Origin of the sequence: Thalassospira lucentensis, from assembly GCF_011806425.1 — a bacterium.
Lineage (GTDB): Bacteria > Pseudomonadota > Alphaproteobacteria > Rhodospirillales > Thalassospiraceae > Thalassospira > Thalassospira lucentensis_B.
Window position 1 is genome coordinate 207,885 of record NZ_JAATOV010000002.1, and the last position, 23,629, is coordinate 231,513.

At 55.9% G+C, this 23,629-nt stretch carries 18 protein-coding genes; 11 read left to right on the forward strand and 7 right to left on the reverse strand.

Annotated features, from left to right (window positions below):
- The first annotated feature begins 340 nt into the window (after positions 1 to 340).
- Both HCZ99_RS06585 and HCZ99_RS06590 read left to right on the forward strand, forming a co-directional pair.
- On the forward strand, positions 341 to 760 hold the full coding sequence (locus HCZ99_RS06585) for a DUF2946 family protein (RefSeq protein ID WP_254869494.1): 420 nt from the start codon (positions 341 to 343) through the stop codon (positions 758 to 760).
- 257 nt (positions 761 to 1,017) lie between these two features.
- Entirely contained in the window at positions 1,018 to 1,662 is a 645-nt protein-coding gene (locus HCZ99_RS06590) for a Crp/Fnr family transcriptional regulator (RefSeq protein WP_167446166.1), read from the forward strand.
- 136 nt (positions 1,663 to 1,798) lie between these two features.
- Here HCZ99_RS06590 and HCZ99_RS06595 read toward each other — a convergent pair whose 3' ends face one another.
- Positions 1,799 to 4,933, reverse strand: a complete 3,135-nt coding sequence (locus HCZ99_RS06595; RefSeq protein WP_254869495.1) for a sensor domain-containing protein — start codon at positions 4,931 to 4,933, stop codon at positions 1,799 to 1,801.
- Between the two features lie 410 nt (positions 4,934 to 5,343).
- On the opposite strand from HCZ99_RS06595, the gene HCZ99_RS06600 reads away from it, so the two are divergent.
- The gene (locus HCZ99_RS06600; protein ID WP_167446167.1) at positions 5,344 to 5,757 is read left to right on the forward strand and encodes a tellurite resistance TerB family protein; all 414 of its coding nucleotides are present in this window, start codon (positions 5,344 to 5,346) and stop codon (positions 5,755 to 5,757) included.
- A gap of 295 nt (positions 5,758 to 6,052) precedes the next feature.
- Positions 6,053 to 6,937: an NAD(P)-dependent oxidoreductase gene (locus HCZ99_RS06605; RefSeq protein WP_167446168.1), complete on the forward strand. Its 885-nt coding sequence runs from the start codon at positions 6,053 to 6,055 to the stop codon at positions 6,935 to 6,937.
- A gap of 116 nt (positions 6,938 to 7,053) precedes the next feature.
- Here HCZ99_RS06605 and HCZ99_RS06610 read toward each other — a convergent pair whose 3' ends face one another.
- Entirely contained in the window at positions 7,054 to 7,590 is a 537-nt protein-coding gene (locus HCZ99_RS06610) for a class I SAM-dependent methyltransferase (protein ID WP_167446169.1), read from the reverse strand.
- A 93-nt stretch (positions 7,591 to 7,683) separates the two neighbouring features.
- On the opposite strand from HCZ99_RS06610, the gene HCZ99_RS06615 reads away from it, so the two are divergent.
- The 6 genes from HCZ99_RS06615 to HCZ99_RS06640 all read left to right on the forward strand — a co-directional run bounded on the left by HCZ99_RS06615 (position 7,684) and on the right by HCZ99_RS06640 (position 13,028).
- Complete coding sequence (locus HCZ99_RS06615; protein WP_167446170.1) at positions 7,684 to 7,902, forward strand: SlyX family protein; 219 nt, start codon at positions 7,684 to 7,686, stop codon at positions 7,900 to 7,902.
- A gap of 88 nt (positions 7,903 to 7,990) precedes the next feature.
- Positions 7,991 to 9,181, forward strand: a complete 1,191-nt coding sequence (locus HCZ99_RS06620) for a DUF3095 domain-containing protein (RefSeq protein WP_368484237.1) — start codon at positions 7,991 to 7,993, stop codon at positions 9,179 to 9,181.
- 107 nt (positions 9,182 to 9,288) lie between these two features.
- Positions 9,289 to 10,233, forward strand: coding sequence for a LysR family transcriptional regulator (locus HCZ99_RS06625; RefSeq protein WP_167446171.1), 945 nt, complete (start codon positions 9,289 to 9,291; stop codon positions 10,231 to 10,233).
- Positions 10,234 to 10,316: 83 nt separating this feature from the next.
- Positions 10,317 to 11,609 (forward strand): MFS transporter, encoded by a 1,293-nt coding sequence (locus tag HCZ99_RS06630; protein ID WP_254869496.1) that lies wholly within the window; start codon positions 10,317 to 10,319, stop codon positions 11,607 to 11,609.
- A 105-nt stretch (positions 11,610 to 11,714) separates the two neighbouring features.
- Positions 11,715 to 12,194, forward strand: coding sequence for a transcription elongation factor GreB (gene greB, locus HCZ99_RS06635; RefSeq protein WP_167446172.1), 480 nt, complete (start codon positions 11,715 to 11,717; stop codon positions 12,192 to 12,194).
- A gap of 126 nt (positions 12,195 to 12,320) precedes the next feature.
- Positions 12,321 to 13,028 carry a class I SAM-dependent methyltransferase gene (locus HCZ99_RS06640; protein WP_167446173.1) on the forward strand — a complete coding sequence of 236 codons (708 nt, stop codon included), beginning with the start codon at positions 12,321 to 12,323 and terminating at the stop codon, positions 13,026 to 13,028.
- Positions 13,029 to 13,112: 84 nt separating this feature from the next.
- Here HCZ99_RS06640 and hrpB read toward each other — a convergent pair whose 3' ends face one another.
- The 3 genes from hrpB to HCZ99_RS06655 all read right to left on the reverse strand — a co-directional run bounded on the left by hrpB (position 13,113) and on the right by HCZ99_RS06655 (position 18,111).
- Positions 13,113 to 15,620, reverse strand: a complete 2,508-nt coding sequence (hrpB, locus tag HCZ99_RS06645) for an ATP-dependent helicase HrpB (protein ID WP_167446174.1) — start codon at positions 15,618 to 15,620, stop codon at positions 13,113 to 13,115.
- 69 nt (positions 15,621 to 15,689) lie between these two features.
- Entirely contained in the window at positions 15,690 to 17,036 is a 1,347-nt protein-coding gene (locus HCZ99_RS06650; RefSeq protein WP_167446175.1) for a hypothetical protein, read from the reverse strand.
- Entirely contained in the window at positions 17,029 to 18,111 is a 1,083-nt protein-coding gene (locus HCZ99_RS06655; protein WP_254869497.1) for an O-antigen ligase domain-containing protein, read from the reverse strand. Before HCZ99_RS06655 ends, HCZ99_RS06650 begins: the two co-directional genes overlap by 8 nt.
- Positions 18,112 to 18,221: 110 nt before the next feature.
- Between HCZ99_RS06655 and HCZ99_RS06660 the strand changes: the two genes are divergently transcribed.
- Positions 18,222 to 19,574, forward strand: coding sequence for an O-antigen ligase family protein (locus HCZ99_RS06660; protein WP_167446176.1), 1,353 nt, complete (start codon positions 18,222 to 18,224; stop codon positions 19,572 to 19,574).
- 315 nt (positions 19,575 to 19,889) lie between these two features.
- Here the strand turns inward: HCZ99_RS06660 and HCZ99_RS06665 are convergent, their stop codons facing one another.
- Entirely contained in the window at positions 19,890 to 22,040 is a 2,151-nt protein-coding gene (locus tag HCZ99_RS06665; RefSeq protein WP_167446177.1) for a GumC family protein, read from the reverse strand.
- Positions 22,037 to 23,521, reverse strand: a complete 1,485-nt coding sequence (locus tag HCZ99_RS06670) for a WecB/TagA/CpsF family glycosyltransferase (RefSeq protein WP_167446178.1) — start codon at positions 23,519 to 23,521, stop codon at positions 22,037 to 22,039. The genes HCZ99_RS06665 and HCZ99_RS06670 overlap by 4 nt, the downstream gene beginning before the upstream one ends.
- Between the last annotated feature and the right edge of the window lie 108 nt (positions 23,522 to 23,629).

Genomic DNA, 23,629 nt, shown 5'->3' on the forward strand with positions numbered 1-23,629 from the left:
GCTGACCTCAATGCTGGGAATATCTGCCATCGTACGGGTATGGAGTCTAAGTGCGATGACACCTGATTTTCTCGCCCTTGTCCGGGGCAGTATTGCCATTGCCGGGGTGACCATATTCCGTTTCTCGACCGGCCCATCCATCCCTAAAAAAACCACGTGACGCCCGATGGCGGCGATCAGCCCGTCTTTTCAGAACGATTATAAAGAAAAACAAGGAACTGGTTCACAGATCGGGCCTTTGACATGCGGTCATCAAAGGTCTATTGAAAATCCGTATCTTTCCAATATGGATCGAAAAGACGTGTTCGTTGTCCGAAATCACATATCGGTTGCCCGTCGCATGCTCTCCCTTCTTGTGGGGTGGTTGCTGCTTGTGCATTCGGTGATGTTCGGCTTCATGCACGCCCCTGTTGCCCTGGCGGCGACCGTACACAAAGCAGCCAGCGCACAGTCGGAAAGCGCCCAAACCTATGTCCCGCTGATCATCTGTACCGCAAACGGGATCAAAACGATCTCGATCCCGGCAGAAGCCGCCGAAAACGGCCGTCCGTCCCCGCATAGTTCAAGCAACTATGAAGGGTTCCAGTGTGCCAGTTGCGGCCTTGGCAATCATGCGGTGGGCATGCCGGTTGAACCCGAACTGCCGATGGTGCATCGGGTTAAGCTTTCTAACAAGGTAACCGCCCTTCATATCACGGCACGGCTGCACGGTTTTTGCCCCATCGCTGCCTCGCCGCGCGCACCGCCCCACGCGATTTAAATCTTATCTAAGCCTGTTTTAAATTCAGATCCGCACGGCCCAACGACCATCGGGCGACGATCCCCTGAAATAAGGTCGCATTGGGTGCACAATCTTGGCACTTAACGCCATCGGTGTATCTGTCGTGATCCCTTAAAACAGCGATATCTGCCCCCTTTTTTGGGGCAGTTCCCGGATGCCATGCCGGGTCCACAGACTGGTGTCGATACGCGACCCGCCTTGCCGCGTATCTCCATTTTGCCAATGGGGGAAAACCCATGAACAAAGCAGACGCCTTAAACCTAATTGAAAAACTTGCAGAACCAGCTGCTTTAACCCTGCCGTCAGACGCCTGCTTGGGCCACCATGCCGAAGACGGAACCTATGCCCATCTGGTTCTAAGTGGGCTAGCCATGCGCTGCCAATACACCCAAGACGGCGAACGACAAGTGTGTCGGGTCTATCGCCCCGGCGATTTGATCGGCCTTGAAATGCTGGCGGTATCGACGCCGTCACTGATGATCGAAACCATTGCGCCATCTGTGATTAAGCGCATTGCGATCAAACGGCTCCGCATCGCACAGCAAAACGATCCGCGCATGCAATCCGCCGTGATGTCGCTTTTGGCAAGCGAAGTCATGGATGGTCAGCAGCTTAAGATCAGCTTTGGCACAGGGTCGGCCATGCGCCGGATTTGCCGGTTCCTGTTATGGGCGGCAAACAAGGACGAAGTCGCCCTGCCCAACCGAGAAAAGCTGGGCAGCATCATCGCGACCACCACCGAAACCGCAAGCCGGATGATTGCCGACCTCAAACGCCAAGGCGTGATTTCCAAAAATCCTGTCTTTGGCTGTCGGGTTCAGATCAACCGCGAAAAGCTGTGTGAACGGGCTGGCAATCTGTGCGAACAGTCCGCCGCTTAATCTGCACATCTCGCAAAAAACAGGCCCGCCAATATCCTTTGGCGGGCCTGATAATGTTCAAACTAGGTTCGAACTTTGTGCGTTTTGATCGCTGCGTCGCATTCGGCGCTGGTCGTTAACGCCCGATCAAAAAAACCTATAAGGCCGGGCCAGATGTTTTCACCGGAAGTGTGGTCGCACCAGCCACATTGGCCTTAAGCAACACTTCCATATCACCAGCCGGAATGGGCCGACTGAAATAGAAGCCCTGCACCTCATCCACCCCTTCGGATGCGATATATTCAAGCTGGGTTTCGGTTTCGACCCCTTCGACATTGACCGCCATGCCAAATGACCGGGCCAGGAACACCACCGCGCGGACAATTGCCGCATCCCCGTCGGAGCTATCAATATCAATGATAAAGGATCGATCGATCTTGATCTTATCGACCGGGAACCGTTTAAGATACGCCAGCGATGAATAGCCCGTACCGAAATCATCAATCGCAATCCGCATGCCTTGGTTGCGCAAAATGCCAAGCGTGATGGCCGCCTCGCGCGGATTATCCATCACCGCCCCTTCGGTCACTTCAAATTGAAGCTGCTGGGGGTTAAGCTTGGATCGTTCCAAAACATCGCCAACGCTTTCGATCAAATCTTCGTGCCGGGCCAGTTCCAGCGGTGACAAATTGACCGAAATCGTCAAATCGCCATAGCCCGCATCGAACCATGCCTTGGTCTGCATACACGCACGGTACAAGACCCATTTGCCGATATCGGCGATAATGCCCATACGTTCGGCCACCGGAATAAACTCGACCGGGCTGACTTCGCCGCGTGACGGGCTAAACCAGCGCACCAATGCTTCCATGCCAATGATCTGATGGCGGGTGATATCCATGATCGGTTGATAAAACAGCTCAAGCTCGTCATGCTCAATCGCATGGCCCAGATCGCGCTCCATGGCTTTGCGTTCCTGAACCTCAACCTGAAGCCGCGGCTCAAAGAAATGATACCGGTTGCGCCCTTCGGCCTTGGAACAATAAAGCGCAAGGTCGGCATTGCGCAGCAGGTCTTTTTCATCGCGCCCGTCTTGCGGATACAAGCAAATCCCGACTGATGTTGACGCCTGTACTTCATTGCCATCAAGCATGAACCGCTCGGACACGCGTTCGATCAAACGCTGCGCGACAAAGGTAATTTCCTCAACCGTGCCCGGTTCATGGATCAGAACCGCAAATTCATCGCCGCCCAAACGCGCAACCACATCTTCGTTGCGCAGGCAAACCCGCATCCGCTCGCCAACACCTTGCAGCAAAAGGTCGCCAATCGGATGGCCCAGCGTGTCATTGATGTCCTTGAAGTTATCAAGGTCAAACATCATCAAAACGAAATTGCGCCGGTCGCGTTTGCTGGTTTCAACCGCATGGGCAAGACGTTCTTGAAACAGGGTCCGGTTCGGAAGGCCGGTCAACCCATCATGATGGGCCAGGAACTGAATGCGGGCTTCGCTGCGTTTACGGCCCGTGACATCTGTGATCGATCCTTCAACCACCAACGGTCGTCCGTTTTCATCGCGCACAAGACGGGCATTTTCTTCGACCCAGATGATTTTGCCATCGGCGCGGCGAAGTTCGGTTTCAAAGCCCTGCACATAGCCATCGCGCAACAGCCGCCCCGCCATCCTAAATCGGCTGACCGGGTTTAAGTAATGGCGGTGTAACTCCTGATTTTGGGCCAGCAATTCCTCGACCGAGCCATACCCCAAAATCGAAACCAGTGCCGGGTTGGCCGACAAAACACTGCCCAGCGGATTGCTTTGATAAAGACCCTCGGCGGAGTTTTCGAAAATGCCGCGATACTTTTCTTCGGCAAGCCGCAAGGCACGCTCAATCGATAGTTTTTCGGTCACATCCTGACCGATGCAAATCACCCCGGCCACATCGCCGTCTTCGCCAAAGTGCGCGCGCGCATTCCATTGCAAAAGCCGGATATCGCCATCGCGCCGTTTAAACGAAAACACCTCGTCCTTGATGATTTCACCCGACAACAACCGACGGATGGCCATGCGCACCCGGTCGCGGTCTTCTTCCACCAACAGGAAATCAAAAAAGTTCTGCCCGGCGGCTTCCATCCAGGAATAGCCAAACGTCCATTCACATTCGCGGTTATATTCAAGAATGCGCCCATCGGCATCCAGGAACATAATCACGCTGCCCGCGGTTTGAACCAACGCGCGATAACGTTCCTGACGCCGCCGCAGGTCGTATTCCGCCTGACGGGTTTTGGTGATGTCGGTGACCGTGATGCTATAACCAAGCAACTTGCCACCTTCGGCATGAATTTCAGTGGCGTTAAACCGCACCCAAAGCTGACTGCCGTCGGACCGGCGCATTTCAACATCGCGGCCATGCACACCGGTGCCCGCCAAAAGATCGCGGCGCAATTGGATGCGATCAGCATCATCGGCAAAAAACGTTTCAGGATGGCGCGAATAGGCCTGCACAACGTCCCGGACCGAGTCAAAATTAAACAGGGTGGCGGTTTCTTCGGTCACACTGATCAGGGTGCCTTGCGCGTTCACATCGACAATGCCGTGCACAACATGACGAAGGGCGCGGTGATAACTTTCTTCGCGCGTGCGTTCTTGGCCGAACAAAACAACATAATCGGTGCCAAGCAACGTCATATATTGCCACACGAAAAACCGCTGTCCGTAATGAACAGTACGCGCAAAATCGTCGTTAAATTGCGGGCCATCGGCGCCAAACAAAGCGCGCTGATCATTTGGATGTGCCAGCGAAAGCGGGGATGCAAACCCCATATCCATGGAAATGCGTTCGGCGGCCTTATTGGCACAGGCCAAACCGCCATCTTTCTCAAAGATCAGAACCGGCAACGGCGAAACAAGCGATCCGATCCCAAACGGGGCCTTGGTATCAAGCACCAAAAACCGCACATATTCTTGGCCCTGAACCAGCTGGGTCCAGGCAAAAAGAATAACCGACTTACCATCATCTTCCCCCCGGCGACTGTAATAGCCGCTGGTGCTGCTGATTTCATCAGGCAAATCGGACAGAATTGTTGAAAGCCGACCAAGGTCCTTAACATCGTGCCAGACCTCGGCTTCGATTTTGGATGGACATAACAAAGACCACGGCGCGTTAACAAGCGCACGCTGACCGACAGGGTCATAGACACCTGATGGCATACGCAAATTTCTGATCAGTTCCGCAAGGGTTCCCGCAGAATTGATTGGGTTGATGTCTCCCATACCCGCTTTATTCGTCATCGTTGTTATCGCTGCGCGACCATAAACTTCTACCCCATCGCGTGCAAAGGCATTTTTCCCGAAACCCTACCCGTTTACGGTGTTTTTGCTATTCTTTTGCACCTGTGTCTTTTTTATTATATCCCCAAACGCTGTTCTCAACGATACCGCGAAATACCCCGAACGATCAGCACGTCTAGAATGCGGCGATTTCCCTACGCAATCCTTAAAATCAAGAAAGTTTAATCGGTTAACTGTTGCCCGACGGCGATTATCGGCTTACCTTTTTTCTTGTCTAGCGCGTGTCACATTGCGTTTTGCTCTCCGTCAAACGCTTGGGACACATGCATCGACACTTTTCGGGTGATCCCGATTGACATGCTTTTGCGTACTAAAAGCCAAGCAAGCGTCTTGGATAAGGAGAACCCTACATGATTACGCATCATGATGCCTTGATCTACACCATGGTTATGGTTTCCGCATCGGACAACGACATCACCGATGCCGAACTTTCGGCGATGGGTCGACGGGTTCGGTATCTTCCGATTTTCGCTGGTTTTGACAATGACGCAGTGACAAGTGTCGCGCGCGACTGCGCCGCACTGATGAGCGAAGATGACGGGATGGATCGCGCGCTTAACATGATCCGCGACGCCCTGCCGCGTAAGCTGCGCGAAACTGCCTATGTCTTCGCTTGCGAGATTGTCTTGTCGGACGGTGAAATCAGTCAGGAAGAATTGCGCATGCTCGAACTGCTGCGTCATAAGCTTGATATTGATCGTCTTGCAGGGGCCGCAATCGAACGCGCCATGGCCGCGCGCTATGTCCGACCGGGCGATTTCTAACCACCACGACACCACATCCCTGTTCGCTGTACTCATCGAAAATTGCGCAAAGACCATGGATCGAAATGTGGGGCACGCCAAAAGCGCATCGGGAACAAATCCCCTAATTGCAGCTTTATAAGGGTCTGTTGAATTTAGGTTACAGACCCGCGATGCCACAATGTGATATGGCCTTGCCAACTTGCCGACACATCCTTGCGTCATAAGACGCAAGGATATTTGTGCACGTAGGTATCTTTGTACCTTTTTTGAACGCGCCTTTGCGTTTGACCACCGATAATGAGGGACTGCTATCATGACCGCTCTTTCCGGGGAAAATATCGCATTTATCGGACTTGGCTTAATGGGGCGCCCAATGGCGCTAAACCTTGAAAAAGCCGGTGCGGTCCTGACAGTCAACACCCGCAACCCCGAAACCCTCAACGCGTTTGAGGATCAGGGCATTGCCACCGCAGGCACCCCTGCCGATGCCGCTGCCGATGCGGACATCGTCATCATCTGCGTTGCCGATACCGATGCCCTTGAAAACGTGCTTCTTGGCGAAGACGGCATTGTCGACGGCATCGAAGAAGGCACCATTGTTGTCGATATGGGCACCACCGCCATCGAAGCCACGCGGCGCTTTGCCGAGGCGGTCGAAGATGCCGGTGGCAGTTGGATTGACGCCCCGATTTCGGGCGGCACCGTTGGGGCTGAAAACGGCACCCTGTCGATCATGGTCGGGGCCGATGAACAAGATTTCGCCCGTGTCCGACGCGTCTTTGATGTGTTGGGGTCACGGGTCACCCATGTCGGGGATGTCGGGGCGGGCCAAATTGCCAAGGCAGCCAATCAAATGATTGTCGGCATCACCATTGGTGCCGTCTCAGAAGCCTTCTCCATGGCCGACGAAGCGGGCGTGGACATGGCCAAACTGCGCACAGCCTTGACCGGTGGCTTTGCCGATTCAACGATTTTGCAAAAACACGGCGAACGCATGATCGAACAGAATTTCGAACCGGGCGGCAAGGCTGTCACCCAGCGCAAAGACCTTTATCAGGCGCTTGAATTTTCCGAGGGCGAATTGGGCCTTGAACTGCCCTTCTCACGATTGGCGCTCGAGCTTTATGACGAACTGATTGCCATGGGCGACGGCAATCTTGATCACTCCGCCCTGATCAAAGTCTACGAAGAAGACTAACGACAAAACGCACCCTGCCGCGCAGCATGAAATTACGTCAAACACCATGCTGGGCGGCTGATGCGCCAACCACCGCGCGCACCTATGCCCCGCATCCCGCTATGCCAAATGGCGGCCTATGCAGCGCGATGACGCCCGATCCGATACAGATACAAATAATCTGATCCCGATTTCATCGGCACCTCGCCAAACGCTTGCCAGCCGGGAATGGCAAAGGCGCGCGAAATCACAATCGCGCCCTCGGCCATCCGCGATTCAAGCACCTTCCCCACATCGGCCATAATGCGCGGGTCCAGAAAACACACCACCACATCGCCCGGATCGCGATCCAAGGTGCGAAAATCCCCGCGCATCAGCGTCAGGTTGGGCTTGCCCGCCAACACCGCACGCATTCGACTGATCGCATAGGGCACGGGCGAAAGCTCAATCCCGGTCACCGCGATGTCGGGGCGATTACGCGCAATATCAATCACCAAATCCCCCCACCCCGATCCAAAATCGGTCAGGGTTTTGGTATCCTTGGGGATATAGGCGATGATTTCAGACCGCGCCTTGGCAAAACTGGGCATCGGCACCGCCTTTAACCGGATCGCATAAAGCGCAATCAGGCCCGAAATCATCACCACGAAAACAAGCACGGATAAATCGGTCATGAGCTCACAAAATATGTTAGGGTGACCTCACTCCTGCCACAGGGTAGGAACTGTCGCAACGCCTCATTAATTTCATTTCCAGAAGATACCAGCATGAGCCACAAAGACGCGGAAAGCCGCATTACCGATCTTGAAACCAAGATCGCCCACATGGACACCGTCATTAATGACCTGTCTGACATGATCAAAAGCCAGTGGGACCGCATCGACCTTTTGGAACGCCGCAATAAATTAATGACCGACGATGTCAAACAGATGGTCGATTTCCTGCGCACCGCCCCCGAAGACGACGCACCGCCCCCCCATTATTGATCACATGACCGGGGTGTAAATCGGGCGGGCATGGACGCATGGACTCTTGAAAACAGTCTTTGCCATCAACATGTTGGTCAGGGCAATCGTGCCTGATACCGAATATTTCACATGGAAACATGCCGTGACCAATGCGTATCTTGATATTCCGGTCTTTGATGATTTTGCCCAGGGTCTTGATCGCTCGGTTTACAAACCGCTTCCCGATGACTGGTGGATTGGCACATCCGATATTGTCGGCTCGACCAAGGCCATCGCAGACGGCCGGTTTAAGGATGTGAACATCGTTGGCGCATCGGTGATTTGTGCGGTCAGCAACGCCTTGGGCCATTCGGACTATCCATTTATTTTTGGCGGTGACGGGGCCAATTTTGCCTGCCCGCCCGATAAAATCGATGCCGTGCGCCAAGCCCTTGCCGCCACCGCAACGTGGGCTGCTGAAACCCTTGATTTTGATCTGCGCGTCGCATTGATTTCGATTGCCGATATCCGGGCCACGGGCCGGGATGTGCGTGTTGCCCGCTATGCCGTGTCTCAGCCGGTTGCCTATGCCATGTTTAATGGCAAGGGCCTAAAATGGGCCGAAGACCGCATGAAAGACGGCGAAAACGCCGTTGAACCCGCCCCACCCGGCACACGCCCTGATCTCACCGGTTTATCCTGTCGCTGGTCACCCATCACGGCTGAGGGCACCGATAAAATCGTCTCGATCATTGTCCAACCGCGATCCGACTTGGCAAAGTTCGAAGCTGTCACCACCGGGCTGTTTAAGCTCCTTGAACGCGGCCCGCGCAATAGCAGCCCCATCCCCAAAGACGGGCCAGACTTTGCCTTTCCACCATCGGGTGTACGCCTTGAAGCCGAGGCCACCGCACATATCGAAGGCGGCTATATAAAGGCCTGGTTCAAAGCCCTTTATATCGCGCTGGTGGCGTTCATCTTGATGAAAACCGGCTGGAAACTGGGCGATTTTGATCCCAAACGCTACCGCGACTATACCGGTTACAACACCGATTTTAAAAAGTTCGGCGATGGCCTTTGGATGACGGTCAATTGCAGCAAAGAACTGGCCGATGACATTGACGGCTATCTGCAAGATGCCGAACAGCGCGGCGATATTTATTTTGGCACCCATCGCCAACAATCGGCGATCATGACCTGCATCGTGCCCTCCATCACCAATGACGCCCATTTCCATTTCTTGGATGGTGGCGAAGGCGGCTATACGGCGGCATCTGTCGTCTATAAAGACAAACTCAAAAACGCCCAAACCGATTAAAGATTGCGATGCGTAAAATGCATCAAAATCAACTTATGATAGATTTCTTGTATGACGTTTGGTTTTGCGCGACAATTTCATGATCGTTGACCGGTCAGGAATGCGCCATGGACACCCGCGAACTTGAAACCTTGATTGCCGTTGCCGACGCCCAGTCCTTTCATAATGCCGCCAACCGGCTGGGCCTGACCCAGCCTGCGGTTAGTCGCCGTGTCCAACGGCTTGAACAGCAAATCGGCACATCATTGTTTGACCGCACAACCAAGCCCCTCCAACCCACACCAGCGGGCCATCGTGCCCTGCGCGAAGCCCGCGATCTTTTGCGTCGTCTCGAAGGGTTCAATACCACCGTCACCAGCGACAAAATGACGCAAGGGCCCTTTCGACTGGGCCTAAGCCACGGTGTCGCGCCGCTCATGGCCGCATCGGAATTGCGCGAACTTCATCAATCCTTCCCCGACATCGCCTTATCGATAAAAAGCGGCTGGGTAACCGAATTACTCCCGCTTTTGCGCCGCGGCGAAATTGACGCCATGCTGTCGCTTGATGGCCTTCACGGCAATGTCGGCATTGATCTCAGCCGCGATCTTCCGGCCCATTTACACAGCGAAAAACTGCTTGATGATCAAATCGTTGCAATTGGCCCGAAATCGGTCAAAACCCCGCCGACCACCATCGACGAATTGGCCCAAAAACCCATGGTCCTGATGCCCGAAGGCTGTGTATTCCGCGCCCTAGGCAAAGCATGGGCGCGCAAAAACGGGATCGATTTTAAATCCGTGCTCGAAGTTTCCGCCCTTGAATTACAAATCGAAATGGTTGCCGCCGGTGCGGGTTACGGCATCATGGCACGCCGTTTCTGTCTGCATAGCCCCGCCCGCGACCATATTCGCATCCTTAATATTCCGGGCATGAATTGGCCGATGGGTATTGCCTTGATCCATCGGCGATCCAACAGCGATCTTTCCGATATTATCGACAAGGTCCGCGACATCGTGATCACAGCGGGCAGCATGTCCAACGCCCACAATGCGCAAAAGTTATCTGCCTGATACGACAAATGAATTGGACGTCGTGCGCCGTCGCTGGCAAAATCAACCTCAAATAAAAAAACGCGCCCCTCGGAGGAATATCGATGCGCCCCACGAACAATGCTGGCCCCGGGCCAGGCAAACCAATTGAAATGGCCCCGCCCAGCCCGACGCGCATGACCATCTTGCGCGCCACAAAATGGTTCCCATGGCTGGTGTTGCTCTGCGGCTGCTTGGTCCTGTCGCTCAACCTCGGCGTGCGCCAATCGCTGGGCCTGTTCATTCCAGACATGCTGACCGATACCGGCTGGACGGCGACAACCTTTGGCCTTGCCTTTGCCATTCAAAACCTGATGTGGGGCATTTCCGCACCGATTGCTGGCGCGATTGCCGATCGGTTTGGCACCACACGCACATTGATTGCGGGGGCCGGTATTTATGCCGCGGGCCTTTATTTGATGGGGGTGGCGGGAACGCCGGGCGAATTGCATATGACGGCGGGCGTTTTGATCGGCACCGGGGTTGGTGTCACAAGTTTCCCGGTGGTGCTGGCCGCCATCAGCCGCGCCTTTAGCCCCGAACGGCGCAGCTTTGCGCTTGGCTTGGCCTCGGCCGGCGGATCGATTGGTCAATTCATCATGGCCCCGACATCGCAGGCGCTCAACAGTTCCATGGGCTATGTCACCACCCTTGGCATTTTGGCGGCGATTTCGATGCTGATTGTCCCGGCTGCCTTTGCCATGACCGGCAAGGCCGAAGCCGGCAGCCCAAATGCCACCCCAGACATGGGGCCACAAGGCCTGATCGCCGCCTTTCACGAGGCGCGCAAACATCGCGGCTTTGTCTTGCTCAATGCCGGGTTCTTTGTCTGTGGGTTTCACATCGCGGTGATTGCCACCCACTTGCCAACCTTTACCGAACTTTGTGGACTGCCGCGCTCTGTCGCCGCTGACGGCTTGGCGGTGATTGGGCTTTTTAACATTGTCGGCACGTTGACGGCGGGCTGGGCTGGCGGCAAATGGCGCAAGAAAAATGGACTGTCTTTCATTTATGGCACCCGCGCGCTTGTCATCATGATCTTTATCTTTGCCCCGAAAACATCGGAAACCATCTTGCTGTTTTCCGCCTCCATGGGCGCGCTTTGGCTTTCCACCGTGCCGCTGACCAGTGGCCTGATTGCACAGGTGTTTGGCCCGCGCTATATGGCGACCTTGTTTGGCATTGTCATGCTCAGCCACCAAATCGGCGCGTTCTTTGGCGCATGGATGGGGGGCCTTGTCTATGACCTGACGGGCAATTTCGATGCGGTCTGGTGGACCTCGGTCGCCCTTGGCGTCTTTGCCGCCTTGGTCCATATGCCCATCGATGACCGCGCATTACGGGTGGCGAAGGCGTAATTGCCAACACGTTCGAATTAACCAGTTCACAAAGGCCGTCCTCATCCGGGGGCGGCTTTTGTTTCCCCCCTTTTCGTCGACCATGCTTTGGGGTAAAACCCGGCCATGGACAAACCGATTTACATCACCCCCGAAGGCCTCGATGCCTTACGAAGCGAACTCGACCACCTTTGGAAAAAGGAACGGCCCGAAGTCGTCGCCGTGGTTCATTGGGCGGCGGGCAATGGCGATCGGTCGGAAAATGGCGATTACATCTATGGCAAAAAGCGCCTGCGCGAAATTGACCGCCGGGTAAGGTATCTGCGCAAACGGATCGAAGACGCCGTAGTTGTCCGCCCCGAAGAACAACCCGATCACGCCCATATCTTCTTTGGTGCCACGGTCACCTACATCAATGCGCGCGACGAAGAAAAAACCATCCGCATCGTTGGCGAAGACGAAGCCGACAGCCTCAATGGCCAAATCAGCTGGATCTCCCCCGTCGCCCGTGCGCTGATGAAATCAGGTGTCGGCGACGTCGTCACCGTCCGCACCCCATCGGGCGAGGATGAGCTGGAAGTCCTAAAGGTCAGCTACGCGGTATAGCTCGCGCAACGCGTCTATCGTGATTTCCCGCGCCATCAAAACACACAAACTTCACGCATAGCGTACCTTTGCAATCCGTTCTAACGCCGCCCTCTAAATTATCTTCACCATTAACGGAGCCCCAAAATGTCTACGGGATGGAATGAATCTGCTGACGCGTGGATTGCTGATAACGCCACCGATGGCGATTTTAGCCGTCAACATGTCCTCGACCGCCCCATGCTCGAACGCATTAAAAAACAAAAATTTGCCACTGCTCTTGATGTCGGCTGCGGTGAAGGACGGTTTTGTCGCATGCTTTCCGATTTGGGCATCACCACCACTGGCATTGATCCCACAGAACGCCTCATCGAACATGCCCGGTCCTGTCACCCAAACGGCACATACCATGTTCAGTATGCCGAAAACCTTGATCTCCCTGACGGAGCATTCGATCTCGTCACCAGTTATCTCAGCATGATCGATATCACCGATATTGACACGGCGGTTTCTGAAATGGTGCGTGTTTTGCGCCCTGGCGGGACGTTACTTATTGCCAACCTGAACAGTTTCAACACCGCGGCAACGCCAACAACCTGGGTGAAAGGTGAAAATGGCTCGGAGCATTTCTGCCTTGATCGCTATATGGAAGAACGCGCCGAATGGGTTCAATGGCGGGGCATTCGCATCAAGAACTGGCATCGGCCGTTTAGCCGCTATATGCAAATTCTGTTATCGCACAATCTCGTGCTCCGCCATTTTGACGAACCGCTACCCGGTCCAGAACATGGCACCATGTACGAGCGATACCGCCGGGCTCCGTATTTCCACATCATGGAATGGGAAAAGCCGTAACCGGCTCGCATTTCTTAGGCAGAGCGATTTACATCAGCACCGAAGCGCGTAAAAACCTTAAATCCGCAGCTGACCTACGCCCCGTCACATCTTGCTTTTCACCCGCCGGGTTGGTTCGGCTTGTTGCGGGTCATCGGGCCAATAATGTTTAGGGTAGCGCCCCTTCATGTCGGCTTTGACCTGGGCGTAGGATCCTTTCCAGAACCCGATCAGGTCGCTTGTCACTTGAATGGGGCGTTGGGCGGGCGACAGTAAATGCAGCGTCACCGCCACCTTGCCACCGCCCACCATCGGTGTTTCGGTCGCACCGAACATTTCCTGTATCCGCACCGGAAGGGCCGGTGTATCGCCGCTATAATCAATGCGGATGTTTGATCCGGTCGGCACTTGCCAATGGGTCGGTGCAAGGCGATCAAGTTCTTGGCGCTGTTGCCAATCAATCCCCGACAGCAATGCTTCGCTGATATTGATCTGTTTAAGCTGCGCACGTTTGGTAATCCCGCTCAGATACGGGCCTAACCACGTTTCAAGCGACGCCAGCAATCCATCATCGCTGACATCCGGCCACGTATCCCCATCAATCCGGTGCAAAAACGCCAGCCGTTCACGCAATCCCTCGGACGCCTTATCCCACGCCAGACAATGCAGGCCCAAACGGCGCACGCCTTCGATCATCGCGGTCGTGATCGCATCCGGGTCGGCTGCGTCATGGGTGGCTTTTTCCTCCAACACAAGCGCCCCGATCCGCCGTTGCCAGCGCGCCCGCACCGCACTTGATTGCGCATCCCAGAAAACTTCGGTGCCCTCGGTAATCTGCTCGGCGAAATGGGTTTCAAGGGTCGCGCGCGACAACGGTGCGGCAAGATAAATCTTGGCTTCGCGGGCCTGCCCATCAAGCTCCGCCACCGCGATATAGGGTTCTGAGGCCAACCCATCGCCATTGGGCAACACCCCACCGCGCCCGCCCGAAAGGCGATAACGCGCGTCTTGTCCTTTGCGCCGTTCGCCAATCCGGTCGGGATAGGCAAAAGTCAGAAGCAAGCCAACTTCATCAACGCGATCCACCTTGCCAGCGGATTTCAATTTAAGACCGGCCTTTTTCGCCGCATCCCTTAACCGACGTCCAAGCTGTTTGGCGGCTTCGGTGATCATTTTGGGGGCTTGGCGGTTTAAAATCGCCTCCACCCGCAGGCGCAAATCCGCCCCACGCGCGCGCATGAAATCGCGGTCCGACAGCAACGCCGCCAAGGCGCAAGCTTGATCGACCAAGCCCAACATATCGCCGCGCAACATCATATGCGCCAAGCGCGGATGGACGGGCAACCCGGCCATGGCGGTTCCCATTGGCGTAATGCGGTTGGCGTCATCAAGGGCCTCAAGCCCGCGCAAAACATCACGCGCCTGATCCATTTTGGCCGCATCCGGCACATCAAGCCACGGCAGGCTGGTCGGGTCCGAAACGCCCCAGCGCGCCAATTCCAAGGTCAGGGGGGCCAAATCCGCTACCGATATTTCGGCCTGGGTAAAGGCCGGGCGGGCACGATGTTCGGCCTCTGCCCACAGGCGATAACAACTGCCCGGTTCCAAACGCCCGGCGCGGCCCCGGCGTTGTTCTGCGCTGGCTTGCGATGATTTCACCGTTACCAACCGCGTCATCCCCGATGCCGGATCAAATTGCGGCAGGCGTTGCAACCCGCTATCGATCACCACCCGAATGCCATCAATGGTCAACGACGTTTCGGCAATCGACGTCGCCAACACCACCTTGCGCAGGCCATCAGGGGCCGGTTCTATGGCGATATCCTGCGCCTTGGTATCCATCGCACCATAAAGCGGTGCAATGATCACGTCCTTGCCAACATTGCCCTGAAGCGCATTGGCAACCCGCGTGATTTCACCCTGTCCGGGCAGGAATGCCAAAATTGATCCGGTTTCGCGGGTCAATGCCGCCTTGATCGCCGATGTCATTTCCGCGTCAATGCGGATATTGCCCCAATTATCCACCCGCGGCGCGATATAGGTCGTATCAACCGGGTATGCCCGGCCTTCACTGGTGATCACCGGGCAATCATGCATCAGCTTGGCAATCGGATCGCCATCAAGGGTGGCCGACATGACAACAATGCGCAGATCATCACGAAGTGCACCCTGCGTTTCCAACGCCAGTGCCAAGCCAAGATCGGCATCAAGTGATCGTTCATGAAATTCATCAAAGATCACCGCACCAACCCCGGACAATTCCGGGTCATCCTGAATCATGCGGACCAAAATGCCTTCGGTCACGACCTCGACCTTGGTTTGATCACTCACCTTGCTGTCAAACCGCACGCGATAACCAACACGCCCGCCAACGGTATCGCCCAAAATATGGGCCATGCGCCGGGCGGCTGCACGCGCTGCCAGCCGCCGTGGTTCAAGCATGATGATCTTCTGATCCCCGCGCCACCCGGCATCAAGAAGTGCCAATGGCACCTTGGTCGTCTTGCCCGCGCCCGGTGGGGCCTGTAACACCGCATTGGTCCCGTTCTCCAGCGCAGAACACAGCTCCGGCAGGACGCTATCAATGGGCAATGTGGGAAAGGCGTTGGACATTGGTGGCTTTCAGTTTCGGGGGCGTGTCGCGGTTATTTCGTAAATCCGGGCCAAGGGCAATTCATAAGGTCACGACGGTGCTTTTTTCGGCAATTCCGACGGACCAGCATGCAACACAAACCCACGATCCCCGGAAATCCGTTGCAGGGTCTTAAGCCCGCGCGTCAGCCCATAAAGCCCGTCCATATCACCCGCTTTGCGTTTGGCCGATGCCGCCTTGCGCGTCACCGCGAACAAGGCACGAAAATCATCTTCGGGCATATTCTGCAATGCCTTTTCCTTCGCCGCCCGATCCGGGTCGGGGTGGGCAAATGAAAGCGGCGTTTGTGGATCACATAACTCTGTCATAGCCCCGTTTTCTATCACAATCGACAGTGCCCAGACCATCCAGCTTTGCGTCCAGCGCAGATAAACCCGCCGGTCTGGACCAAACCGGCCAAACCGCCCAATCCCGGCATAAAAAAGCCCGCGCCTTTCATCATACAAATGTTTCACGGCCAAATCGACAATGCGACTTGCCCCCGCGTAATTGCCAAACCGGCATAGGGTTGCCATCGCCTGCGCGACATTATGGGCATCCATCGGCCCATCGCGTCCGGCAAAATTGCGCGGCAGGCCATTGGTGTCAAAGCATGCGCTGCGATAAAATGCAAAGCCCCGGTCAATCGCCTCATCAAGCCCCATCATGCCGCCAAGGCGCAGCCGATCCAAAAGATCGAGCACATACCCCGTATGAAACCCGTCAACAAATTGATGATGATGCCGGATGCCATAGGCCCAACTGCCATCGGCGTTTTGCGCAGCTACCACGCGCAAAACGGCGTGCGTCGCCTTGTCATTCCCCGGTCGTACCGAAAGCAGCACAAACGCCGCCCAAAGGCTGGCATTATGAATTTCGGCATCCGTATCGGCGAAATAGGCGAAATATCCATCCCGCCAAAGCGCGCTTTCGATGAAATCGGCCGCATTTTGCAGCACCGGATGATCTGGCGCCATCCCCGCCGCCAAAAGGCCATCCATCACAAAGCTTGTGACAATCGCGTTGCTTTGATGACGTTTGGCGTAAAACGCACGCGCCTGCCACGCAAACGGATATCCCCACCCGCCATCATGATTTTGCAAGCCAACCAAACGTGCGGTGACATCACACAAAACAACGCCGCCCCCCGCCCCGCTCATCAGGGCCAGCGTTTTCGGGTTCACCATATCCGGGATCACGGCGGCTTTGCGCAACGCGCCCGGTCCACGCTTGATCGCCTGCACCCATAACAACCGTGCGATACGAAACCGACCAAGGCCAGATGCCTTAAACACTTGGCTTTCCAGCCCGTCAAACGGATCGGCCCCGGCATAATCCGCCGCGATAATCTGGCGCAACACCCGGTCACGTGCTTCAATCAGGCGCGCCTTATCCATTTGCTTTATCCGATCTCAACGCAATCCCGGCGGCAAGGCCGCAACACATCAAATAATGCCCGTAAGTAAGCGTATTATCCGTCACCATGGTCAGCACCACCGACAGTAAAATGCACACCGCCAATCGCGATGAACGCATCCGCCAAATCATCACGATCCAGCCCAATATCCAAAAGAAAGCACCGACAATGCCGGTTTCAAACAGGATGCGGAAATGATCATTATGCAGTGCGCCGAAAGCGGAAAATGATGCAAAACCCGATAAAATATCCTCGACCGCGCCCGCCCCAAATCCCAGCCATTGCTGCGTGCTGGAGGCATTGATCCACATATCGGCAAAGGCCTGCCAAAACAAAAGCCGCCCGCTACTGTGCGTCATCGATAGCCTCGGCAAGACCTCAGAGGCGATCACGCCCACGGTCATCAGGACCACAAAGCCCAGAAGCCACGTCTTGGCGCGTGACAGGCGCAGCAAACCAAACGCATTCACCAGCATCGCCAGTACCGCAATCCGGGTCTGGCTTAGCAAAACTGCGATGCCAGAAACCGCGCCAATGCCTTTGCCAACAGCCGTGCCAGTACCTGCCATCGTCACCGAACACAGGGCAAAAAGCCCCAAAAACAGAAATGGTTGATTAAGCCGCAAGCCTTCATGGGTGATGTAAAACGCACTCGACAGCGGCAAATAAATCAAAAGGGCAGGCATCATAACGCCCAAACATGCCCGCCCGATCACAGCCCCCGCCGCCAAACCCACCGGCAACATCAAAATATTGCCGATCAAACGCAGCTTTTCGATCATCGCCCCGCTGCCCGATGCCACAACGAGTAAAAGCCCAACCAGCATCAGAAGCCCGACCAAAATGCCGGGCGGGATCACGATGCGCCGTCCCTGCCCGGCCAGCATCATCGCCCAAAACGCCAGCAGCAAAATCTTGGCCGACATCCCCCCGGCGGCAATCAACCACAGCGACGTCATCATCACTCCATTGCCGACCAGCAACAGCCAGATGGGGAAATGCGCCGCTGTGCTTACGCACATATGCTGGGTGATCGGACGGGTTCCTGTGCTCATGGGCTGCCCCACCGCACAGCACGCGGATCAGAACATGCGACAACAAAGAAATTTTGCGCTACCTTTAATGCCTTGTTTTTCAACCAAAGGAATGCGACGCGGGGGTTTGATTGCTCTATCGGTTGGCCCATATTTGCCTGTTGGTCCAGATCATTCTGGCGGCGATTTTGTTGGGCGGCGCACGGGTTTGGGCCATGGGCATTTTGTCGATCCTGACCGGCATCGGCTTGATCGCGATCAGCCTCAGCCGCACGACAGCCAAACCACCCCTCATCCCAAGCTACATTCGAAACCTCTGGCTTTTGGTGGGGTTGGTATCGGGATGGATGATCTTGCAATCGCTGCCCATCTGGCCAAGCCAACCCACCCCGTTTAAGGCCGATCACATCGCGCTTTATCCCCATGCGTGGCAAGGTAGCGTTACAGATCTCATCTGGTGTGCCGCATCGCTTACGCTTGGCGCGCTGCTCGCCCAAACGCAGCCCCATCGCTTTGTTCAGCAAGTCTGTATCACCATCATCTGTGCGGCCGTGATTCAAGTTGGGCTTGCGGCCCTCGCCGATATGATGGGGTGGAAAACGACGTTCTGGTTTGCCAAAACGGCCCATCTGAGCGACTGGACCGGCAGCTTTGCCAACCGTAATGCCTTTGCTGTTTTGATGGTGCTGGGCATCATCGCCAGCCTGTCTTGCTTCATGCGACAAACCAGCATGTCGATTGGCAAACGGCTGGATCAACAGGGCGGCTGGCTGGCGCTTGCGATGGTGTTTGGCTTTGCCCTGCTGCAAAGCCATTCGCGCAGCGGCCTTGTCATCGCGGGTCTTTGCCTCATCGTCTTTGGCTGTTTGCACATACCCACCAGCCGATGGTCGCACCGTGCCCTGATCGGACTCGGCCTTGCTGGAATAGCGGCGTTTGGCAGGGTGTTGATCGCCCTGACCAGCCCTGAAGTCGCCGCCCGCTTTGCCGATCTTGCCCGCCGTGATTTGATCCAGCGCGATGATGCGTGGGCCAGTGCGATTGATGCCATCATGGCACGCCCCATCACCGGATTTGGCCCGGGCAGCATTGCACGCGTCATGGATCATTTTGCCACCCCCGGCCTAAATACCGATGCCAACTGGTTTAGCAGCCATAATCTCTGGCTCGACCTCGCCCTAACGCTTGGCATTCCAATGATGCTACTCGTGCTGATCACCGCGCTATATGCCGGTGTTAAAACCTGGCGCAGCACGCAATCGCCAAACCACCGCGCGCTGTTTCTTGCGGGCATATGCATCTTTGTTGTTAGTGCCTCGGTCGGATGGGTCATCACATTGCCTGCCCTTATTTTGCCGCTGGGGCTTTTGTGGGTTGGCTGCGCAAAAGCAGCCGATGCTGCGCGTCATCGCGAAGGGCACGCACCAGCTGATTTTTGGGTGCAATCTGCACCGCCTGATCAAAGCGTGCCGACAAAGCCCTAAGATCAAGGTCCCCCGCATCATCGCCCTCTGCCATCCGACTATGGGCCAGCACCGACATCACAACCGGATCAAACGGGGCCGATTTCAAATACGCGATTGCCTGTTCGCGCACGTGTTCGGTGTCGCCCGAAGTAACAGCGTCCCGCAATGCTTCCTGCCGGGCCTGCGCCGCAAATCCATCCCCATTGCGAAACCCGTTTTCGATACGATCCACCGCCAACGCCGCATCGATTTCATGCGCCAGCCGCACGCCGCCCACTGCCAAGATCATCACCCCAACGGCCAAAACCATCCAGCCCCTTAATGACGGAAAGTTCATCCCATGTCCTCCGTCAACGGGGTAGCGGACGGCGCCACGCCATAGGCCCGTCTGGGCCGTGCACCGTTTAGGATCACGCCATCGGGCACAATCCCAACGGCCAGCATTTGGTCCATCGCCTGCGCGATATCGCGTTTCTTGCTGTGCCCACAACGCAGCACAAATAACCGCACATCCGCCGCCCCCATCGCGACAATCGCATCGGCAACCGACAAGATCGGCGGCGTATCGACAATGATGTGATCATAGTGCCCCCGAAGCCCAGAAATCAGGTCCCCCAACCCGGCTTCAAGAAGCCCGGTCGCAATATTGCCGGGCACAGGAAGGTTCGCACCAAGATAGTCATAGCCGCCCGCATCAACCCGACAAATCGCATCACCAACCGCACAATCCCCGGCCAACACCGCAGTCATGTCGCCCATGATCGCGCTGTTAACATCACGCGGCGTATCGGCCCCTTCGTGCACCAACCCCGTGCCCGGATCATGCAAATCGGCATTGATCACCAAAATGCGCGCGCCAAACTCCGCAAGTACACGCGCAACATGTCGGGTTAGGTGGCTTTTACCCTCCCCACTCATCGCCGACGTCATCGCGATGACTTGGGCTTGCGCTCGACTTGGCGCGTCCTTTTCGCCCGGCACCCCTTGCCGTAAAATGCGCATCAACACCGCCAAATGCCCAACCGCTTCATTGCCGGCAGTGTCGGTTTTAGCACTTAAATCATGCGGCCCGATCATCGGGATGCGGGCAAAAAGACGCGAACCAAAACGTGCTTCGACGTCAAAATCATCATCGATGGTTTGATCAAAATAATGGCGCAACATCGCCGCGACCACCGCCGCAAACAGAGCCGCAAGCACCGCCATCAGATAAAGATCACGCCGATTGGGAAACTCCGCCGTACTCGGAACCGCAGCGGGGCGTAAAATATCCATATCCCCACGAAAGGCTGCAAATTCACGCTGCAGATTTTGGGTCTTGGTACCAAGTTCAAGCACCTCTGACCGGGCAGCTTCCACCGCGCGCAGCAACGCCGCCTGCCCTTGCATACGGTCATGGCGTTCCATCAAGCGCGCTTGCCACTGATCGCGCTGTGCGGTGACCAGTTTAAGTTTCTCCGCCGCCCCGGCCACCGCCAAATCCAGCGCGTGGTGGGCTGATCGCGATGCCGCCTTTGCCGCCTCCATAACCTTTGCACGCAAATCATCAAGCGCCCGCGCTTTGCTTTTCATCACCGGGTGTTTGGGACCGTAACGTTGATCAAGGGTGGCATATTCGGATCGTAACGCATCAAACCGTTCGGCCAATTGGCTGACAATCGGATTGCTTGCCACGTCGGGAAGGGCCAGTAAATCGGCAAGTGTTTGCCCCTCGCGCACATTTTTAAGGGCCACACGCGCCACCGCCAATTCGCGCCCAATATCCTCCGCCTCGGCATCCAGCGCATAGATACGTTCAAGCATCAATTTGCCTTCCTCCGCATCCAAAACCCCGGCTGCACGCTGCCACGCCATCAGGCTGTTTTCCCGGTCCGCAAGTATGCGCTGTGCGGTTTCATATTGTGATGACACTTCCTGAACCTGCTGCCGCAAAGACTGCTTTTGCCGTTCTTCACGCCACCAAACATGGCTTTCCAGAACCGCTTGCAACACCTGCGCACTTTGTTGGGCCGATGGGCTTTGATAGGTGACCTCAATCACCGCCGCATTGCCAATCCGCTTGGCCTCAAGCCCGGCACGTATCCGGTCAATCGCCTCCGCTTGCGAAATTGGGTCTGCCCAAACCCCATCCCCGCGCAACACAGCCGCGGCGGCGGATAAAACATCCTGACTTTTCATCTGCGCAATCAGGGTTTCAATTTCCTGCGCGCTGATCGTTACCCCGCCGTCACGGGCACCCCCGATTTCGCCAGCAAGCCCTTGCCCGTGCCCGACCGGATGGCTGATCCCGACCTCGGCCACCGCCAAATACCGCTCTGACCACTGGCTAATGCCAAGGACAGCCATCACAAGAATACCGACAAAGCTGATCAGAACCACACCGCGCCGATGCCACAAAATGGTGACAAGCTCGCCCAAGGACGGATCAAACCCGCCCTCCTCATGACGATAAGGTGGCTGCTGAGAACTCGATTGGTGTGTCATCGCGGGCTGGCGTCCTCTGGCTCGAACGGGGCGGCTGTTTCTTCGGATTCCGCCCGCCCCCAGGATGCGTTTTCATCCCTGAAATCATCGACAATCTGCTTGGTCGCAAACGGTAATGCGGTGCCAAACTGATCTTTATCCGCGGGGCCATTTGGTCCTGCGCCCCGTGTGGGTTGCACCCCGCGATCGAATGGGGTGGCAGACATCAAACCATGATCGAACAACAGGTTACGTTCGCGTCCAAATATCGTGTCTGCCACGTTTGGCGCGGTAGAAATCACAAGGCGTTCCACCCGTGCCGGATCAGGATGAAGGTCAAACAACCGGGCAAGCACCCCACCAATCACGGCCTCGATCAGGAAACTTTGCCCACCCGACATTTTCAAAACGGTTTCAAACACCACCAGCGCGGCCTTAATCGCCCCGTCCAGCGCGTTCCAATCGTCGGATGCTGTGGCATCATTTTCATCGGGTGTGCGGCGCAATTCTTCGGGGATGATCCATGCGACAATCTCGGAAATCGTCATGTCTAAATCATCGGCGGTCTTCATATCCGCCAACCGCCCACGCAACCACCCGACACTCATATCTTCATCAACAAGGGCGGGACGATCGATTGTGCGCGCCGATACGGGCATTGATATGGGCCTGCTGATGATCAGCCCAATCAACAGGAAACTGACAAGCGGCACAGTCAACAGATGCTGCCATCGCCGCATCTGATATCGGATAATCGCGGGCACCGTGATTTTGGCAAAGCCCCAAAGCCCGGAGGCATAACGCGGTATCATCGCACGCGGCTGGCACAAAATCCGCCATAGAAATTCCAACCCGCATCGTTGCCAAATCATCGGCGCGCGCTGCACTTTCCCGGCCAGCACATCAAACGCCCCGCCAACCCCCATGGCAAACCGGCATCCGGTTTTCGGCGCAATGTTGTGCACGAACATTTCCTTGCGCGGCGATGGCAAGGCCACAAAAAGCGCATCCGCCCTACTGTTGCGAATAATCGTGGCAAGCTTTTCATCATCTGGTTCATACCCATGATGATGGCCGGCAATCACCAAACCGGGATATTGCGCACGTAATTTGTCACGAAGTCCCGCAACAACATCCGCCGCCGCGCCAAGCAGGAAAATACGTGTGCCCATTTTTGCAAACCGGGGCATCAATGCTGCCATCACATCAATGCCGGTCACACGCGCGCTTACCGGCAGGCCCAAAAGCCGCGCGGCCCACACAATCCCCATCCCATCGGGCGACAGACAATCGGCCGTACTTAACGCCTTAAAAAGTGCGGGATCAGATTGCGCATGCGGCAATTTGACCGCGTTCAGACAATGATGCCGAAAACAGTGTTGTGCGGGCGATACCGGCGAAACAGTCTGCCGATCCAGCCAATTACATATATCGTCACAAAGCGTCTCTTGTGCGCGCAGGTCAAGCTGAAGGCCAAAAAACGCCGATACCCCCACCGCCATGTGCACCCCTGTGGAAACCGGACCAGTCTTTTTTTATCGTTTTGCCGGATCGTCAACCTACGCCAAAATTGGCGTTTAAATTATTGATATCGACTGTAACTTATGATT

Coding starts and splice junctions, on each gene's coding strand:
- HCZ99_RS06670 (WP_167446178.1), bottom strand. CDS start 23,521: ATGGCGGTGGGGGTATCGGCGTTTTTTGGCCTTCAGCTTGACCTGCGC.
- hrpB (WP_167446174.1), bottom strand. CDS start 15,620: ATGTCCAACGCCTTTCCCACATTGCCCATTGATAGCGTCCTGCCGGAG.
- greB (WP_167446172.1), top strand. CDS start 11,715: ATGGACAAACCGATTTACATCACCCCCGAAGGCCTCGATGCCTTACGA.
- HCZ99_RS06605 (WP_167446168.1), top strand. CDS start 6,053: ATGACCGCTCTTTCCGGGGAAAATATCGCATTTATCGGACTTGGCTTA.
- HCZ99_RS06630 (WP_254869496.1), top strand. CDS start 10,317: ATGCGCCCCACGAACAATGCTGGCCCCGGGCCAGGCAAACCAATTGAA.
- HCZ99_RS06625 (WP_167446171.1), top strand. CDS start 9,289: ATGGACACCCGCGAACTTGAAACCTTGATTGCCGTTGCCGACGCCCAG.
- HCZ99_RS06665 (WP_167446177.1), bottom strand. CDS start 22,040: ATGACACACCAATCGAGTTCTCAGCAGCCACCTTATCGTCATGAGGAG.
- HCZ99_RS06610 (WP_167446169.1), bottom strand. CDS start 7,590: ATGACCGATTTATCCGTGCTTGTTTTCGTGGTGATGATTTCGGGCCTG.
- HCZ99_RS06600 (WP_167446167.1), top strand. CDS start 5,344: ATGATTACGCATCATGATGCCTTGATCTACACCATGGTTATGGTTTCC.
- HCZ99_RS06650 (WP_167446175.1), bottom strand. CDS start 17,036: ATGGATAAGGCGCGCCTGATTGAAGCACGTGACCGGGTGTTGCGCCAG.
- HCZ99_RS06640 (WP_167446173.1), top strand. CDS start 12,321: ATGTCTACGGGATGGAATGAATCTGCTGACGCGTGGATTGCTGATAAC.
- HCZ99_RS06590 (WP_167446166.1), top strand. CDS start 1,018: ATGAACAAAGCAGACGCCTTAAACCTAATTGAAAAACTTGCAGAACCA.
- HCZ99_RS06615 (WP_167446170.1), top strand. CDS start 7,684: ATGAGCCACAAAGACGCGGAAAGCCGCATTACCGATCTTGAAACCAAG.
- HCZ99_RS06655 (WP_254869497.1), bottom strand. CDS start 18,111: ATGAGCACAGGAACCCGTCCGATCACCCAGCATATGTGCGTAAGCACA.
- HCZ99_RS06585 (WP_254869494.1), top strand. CDS start 341: ATGCTCTCCCTTCTTGTGGGGTGGTTGCTGCTTGTGCATTCGGTGATG.
- HCZ99_RS06595 (WP_254869495.1), bottom strand. CDS start 4,933: ATGACGAATAAAGCGGGTATGGGAGACATCAACCCAATCAATTCTGCG.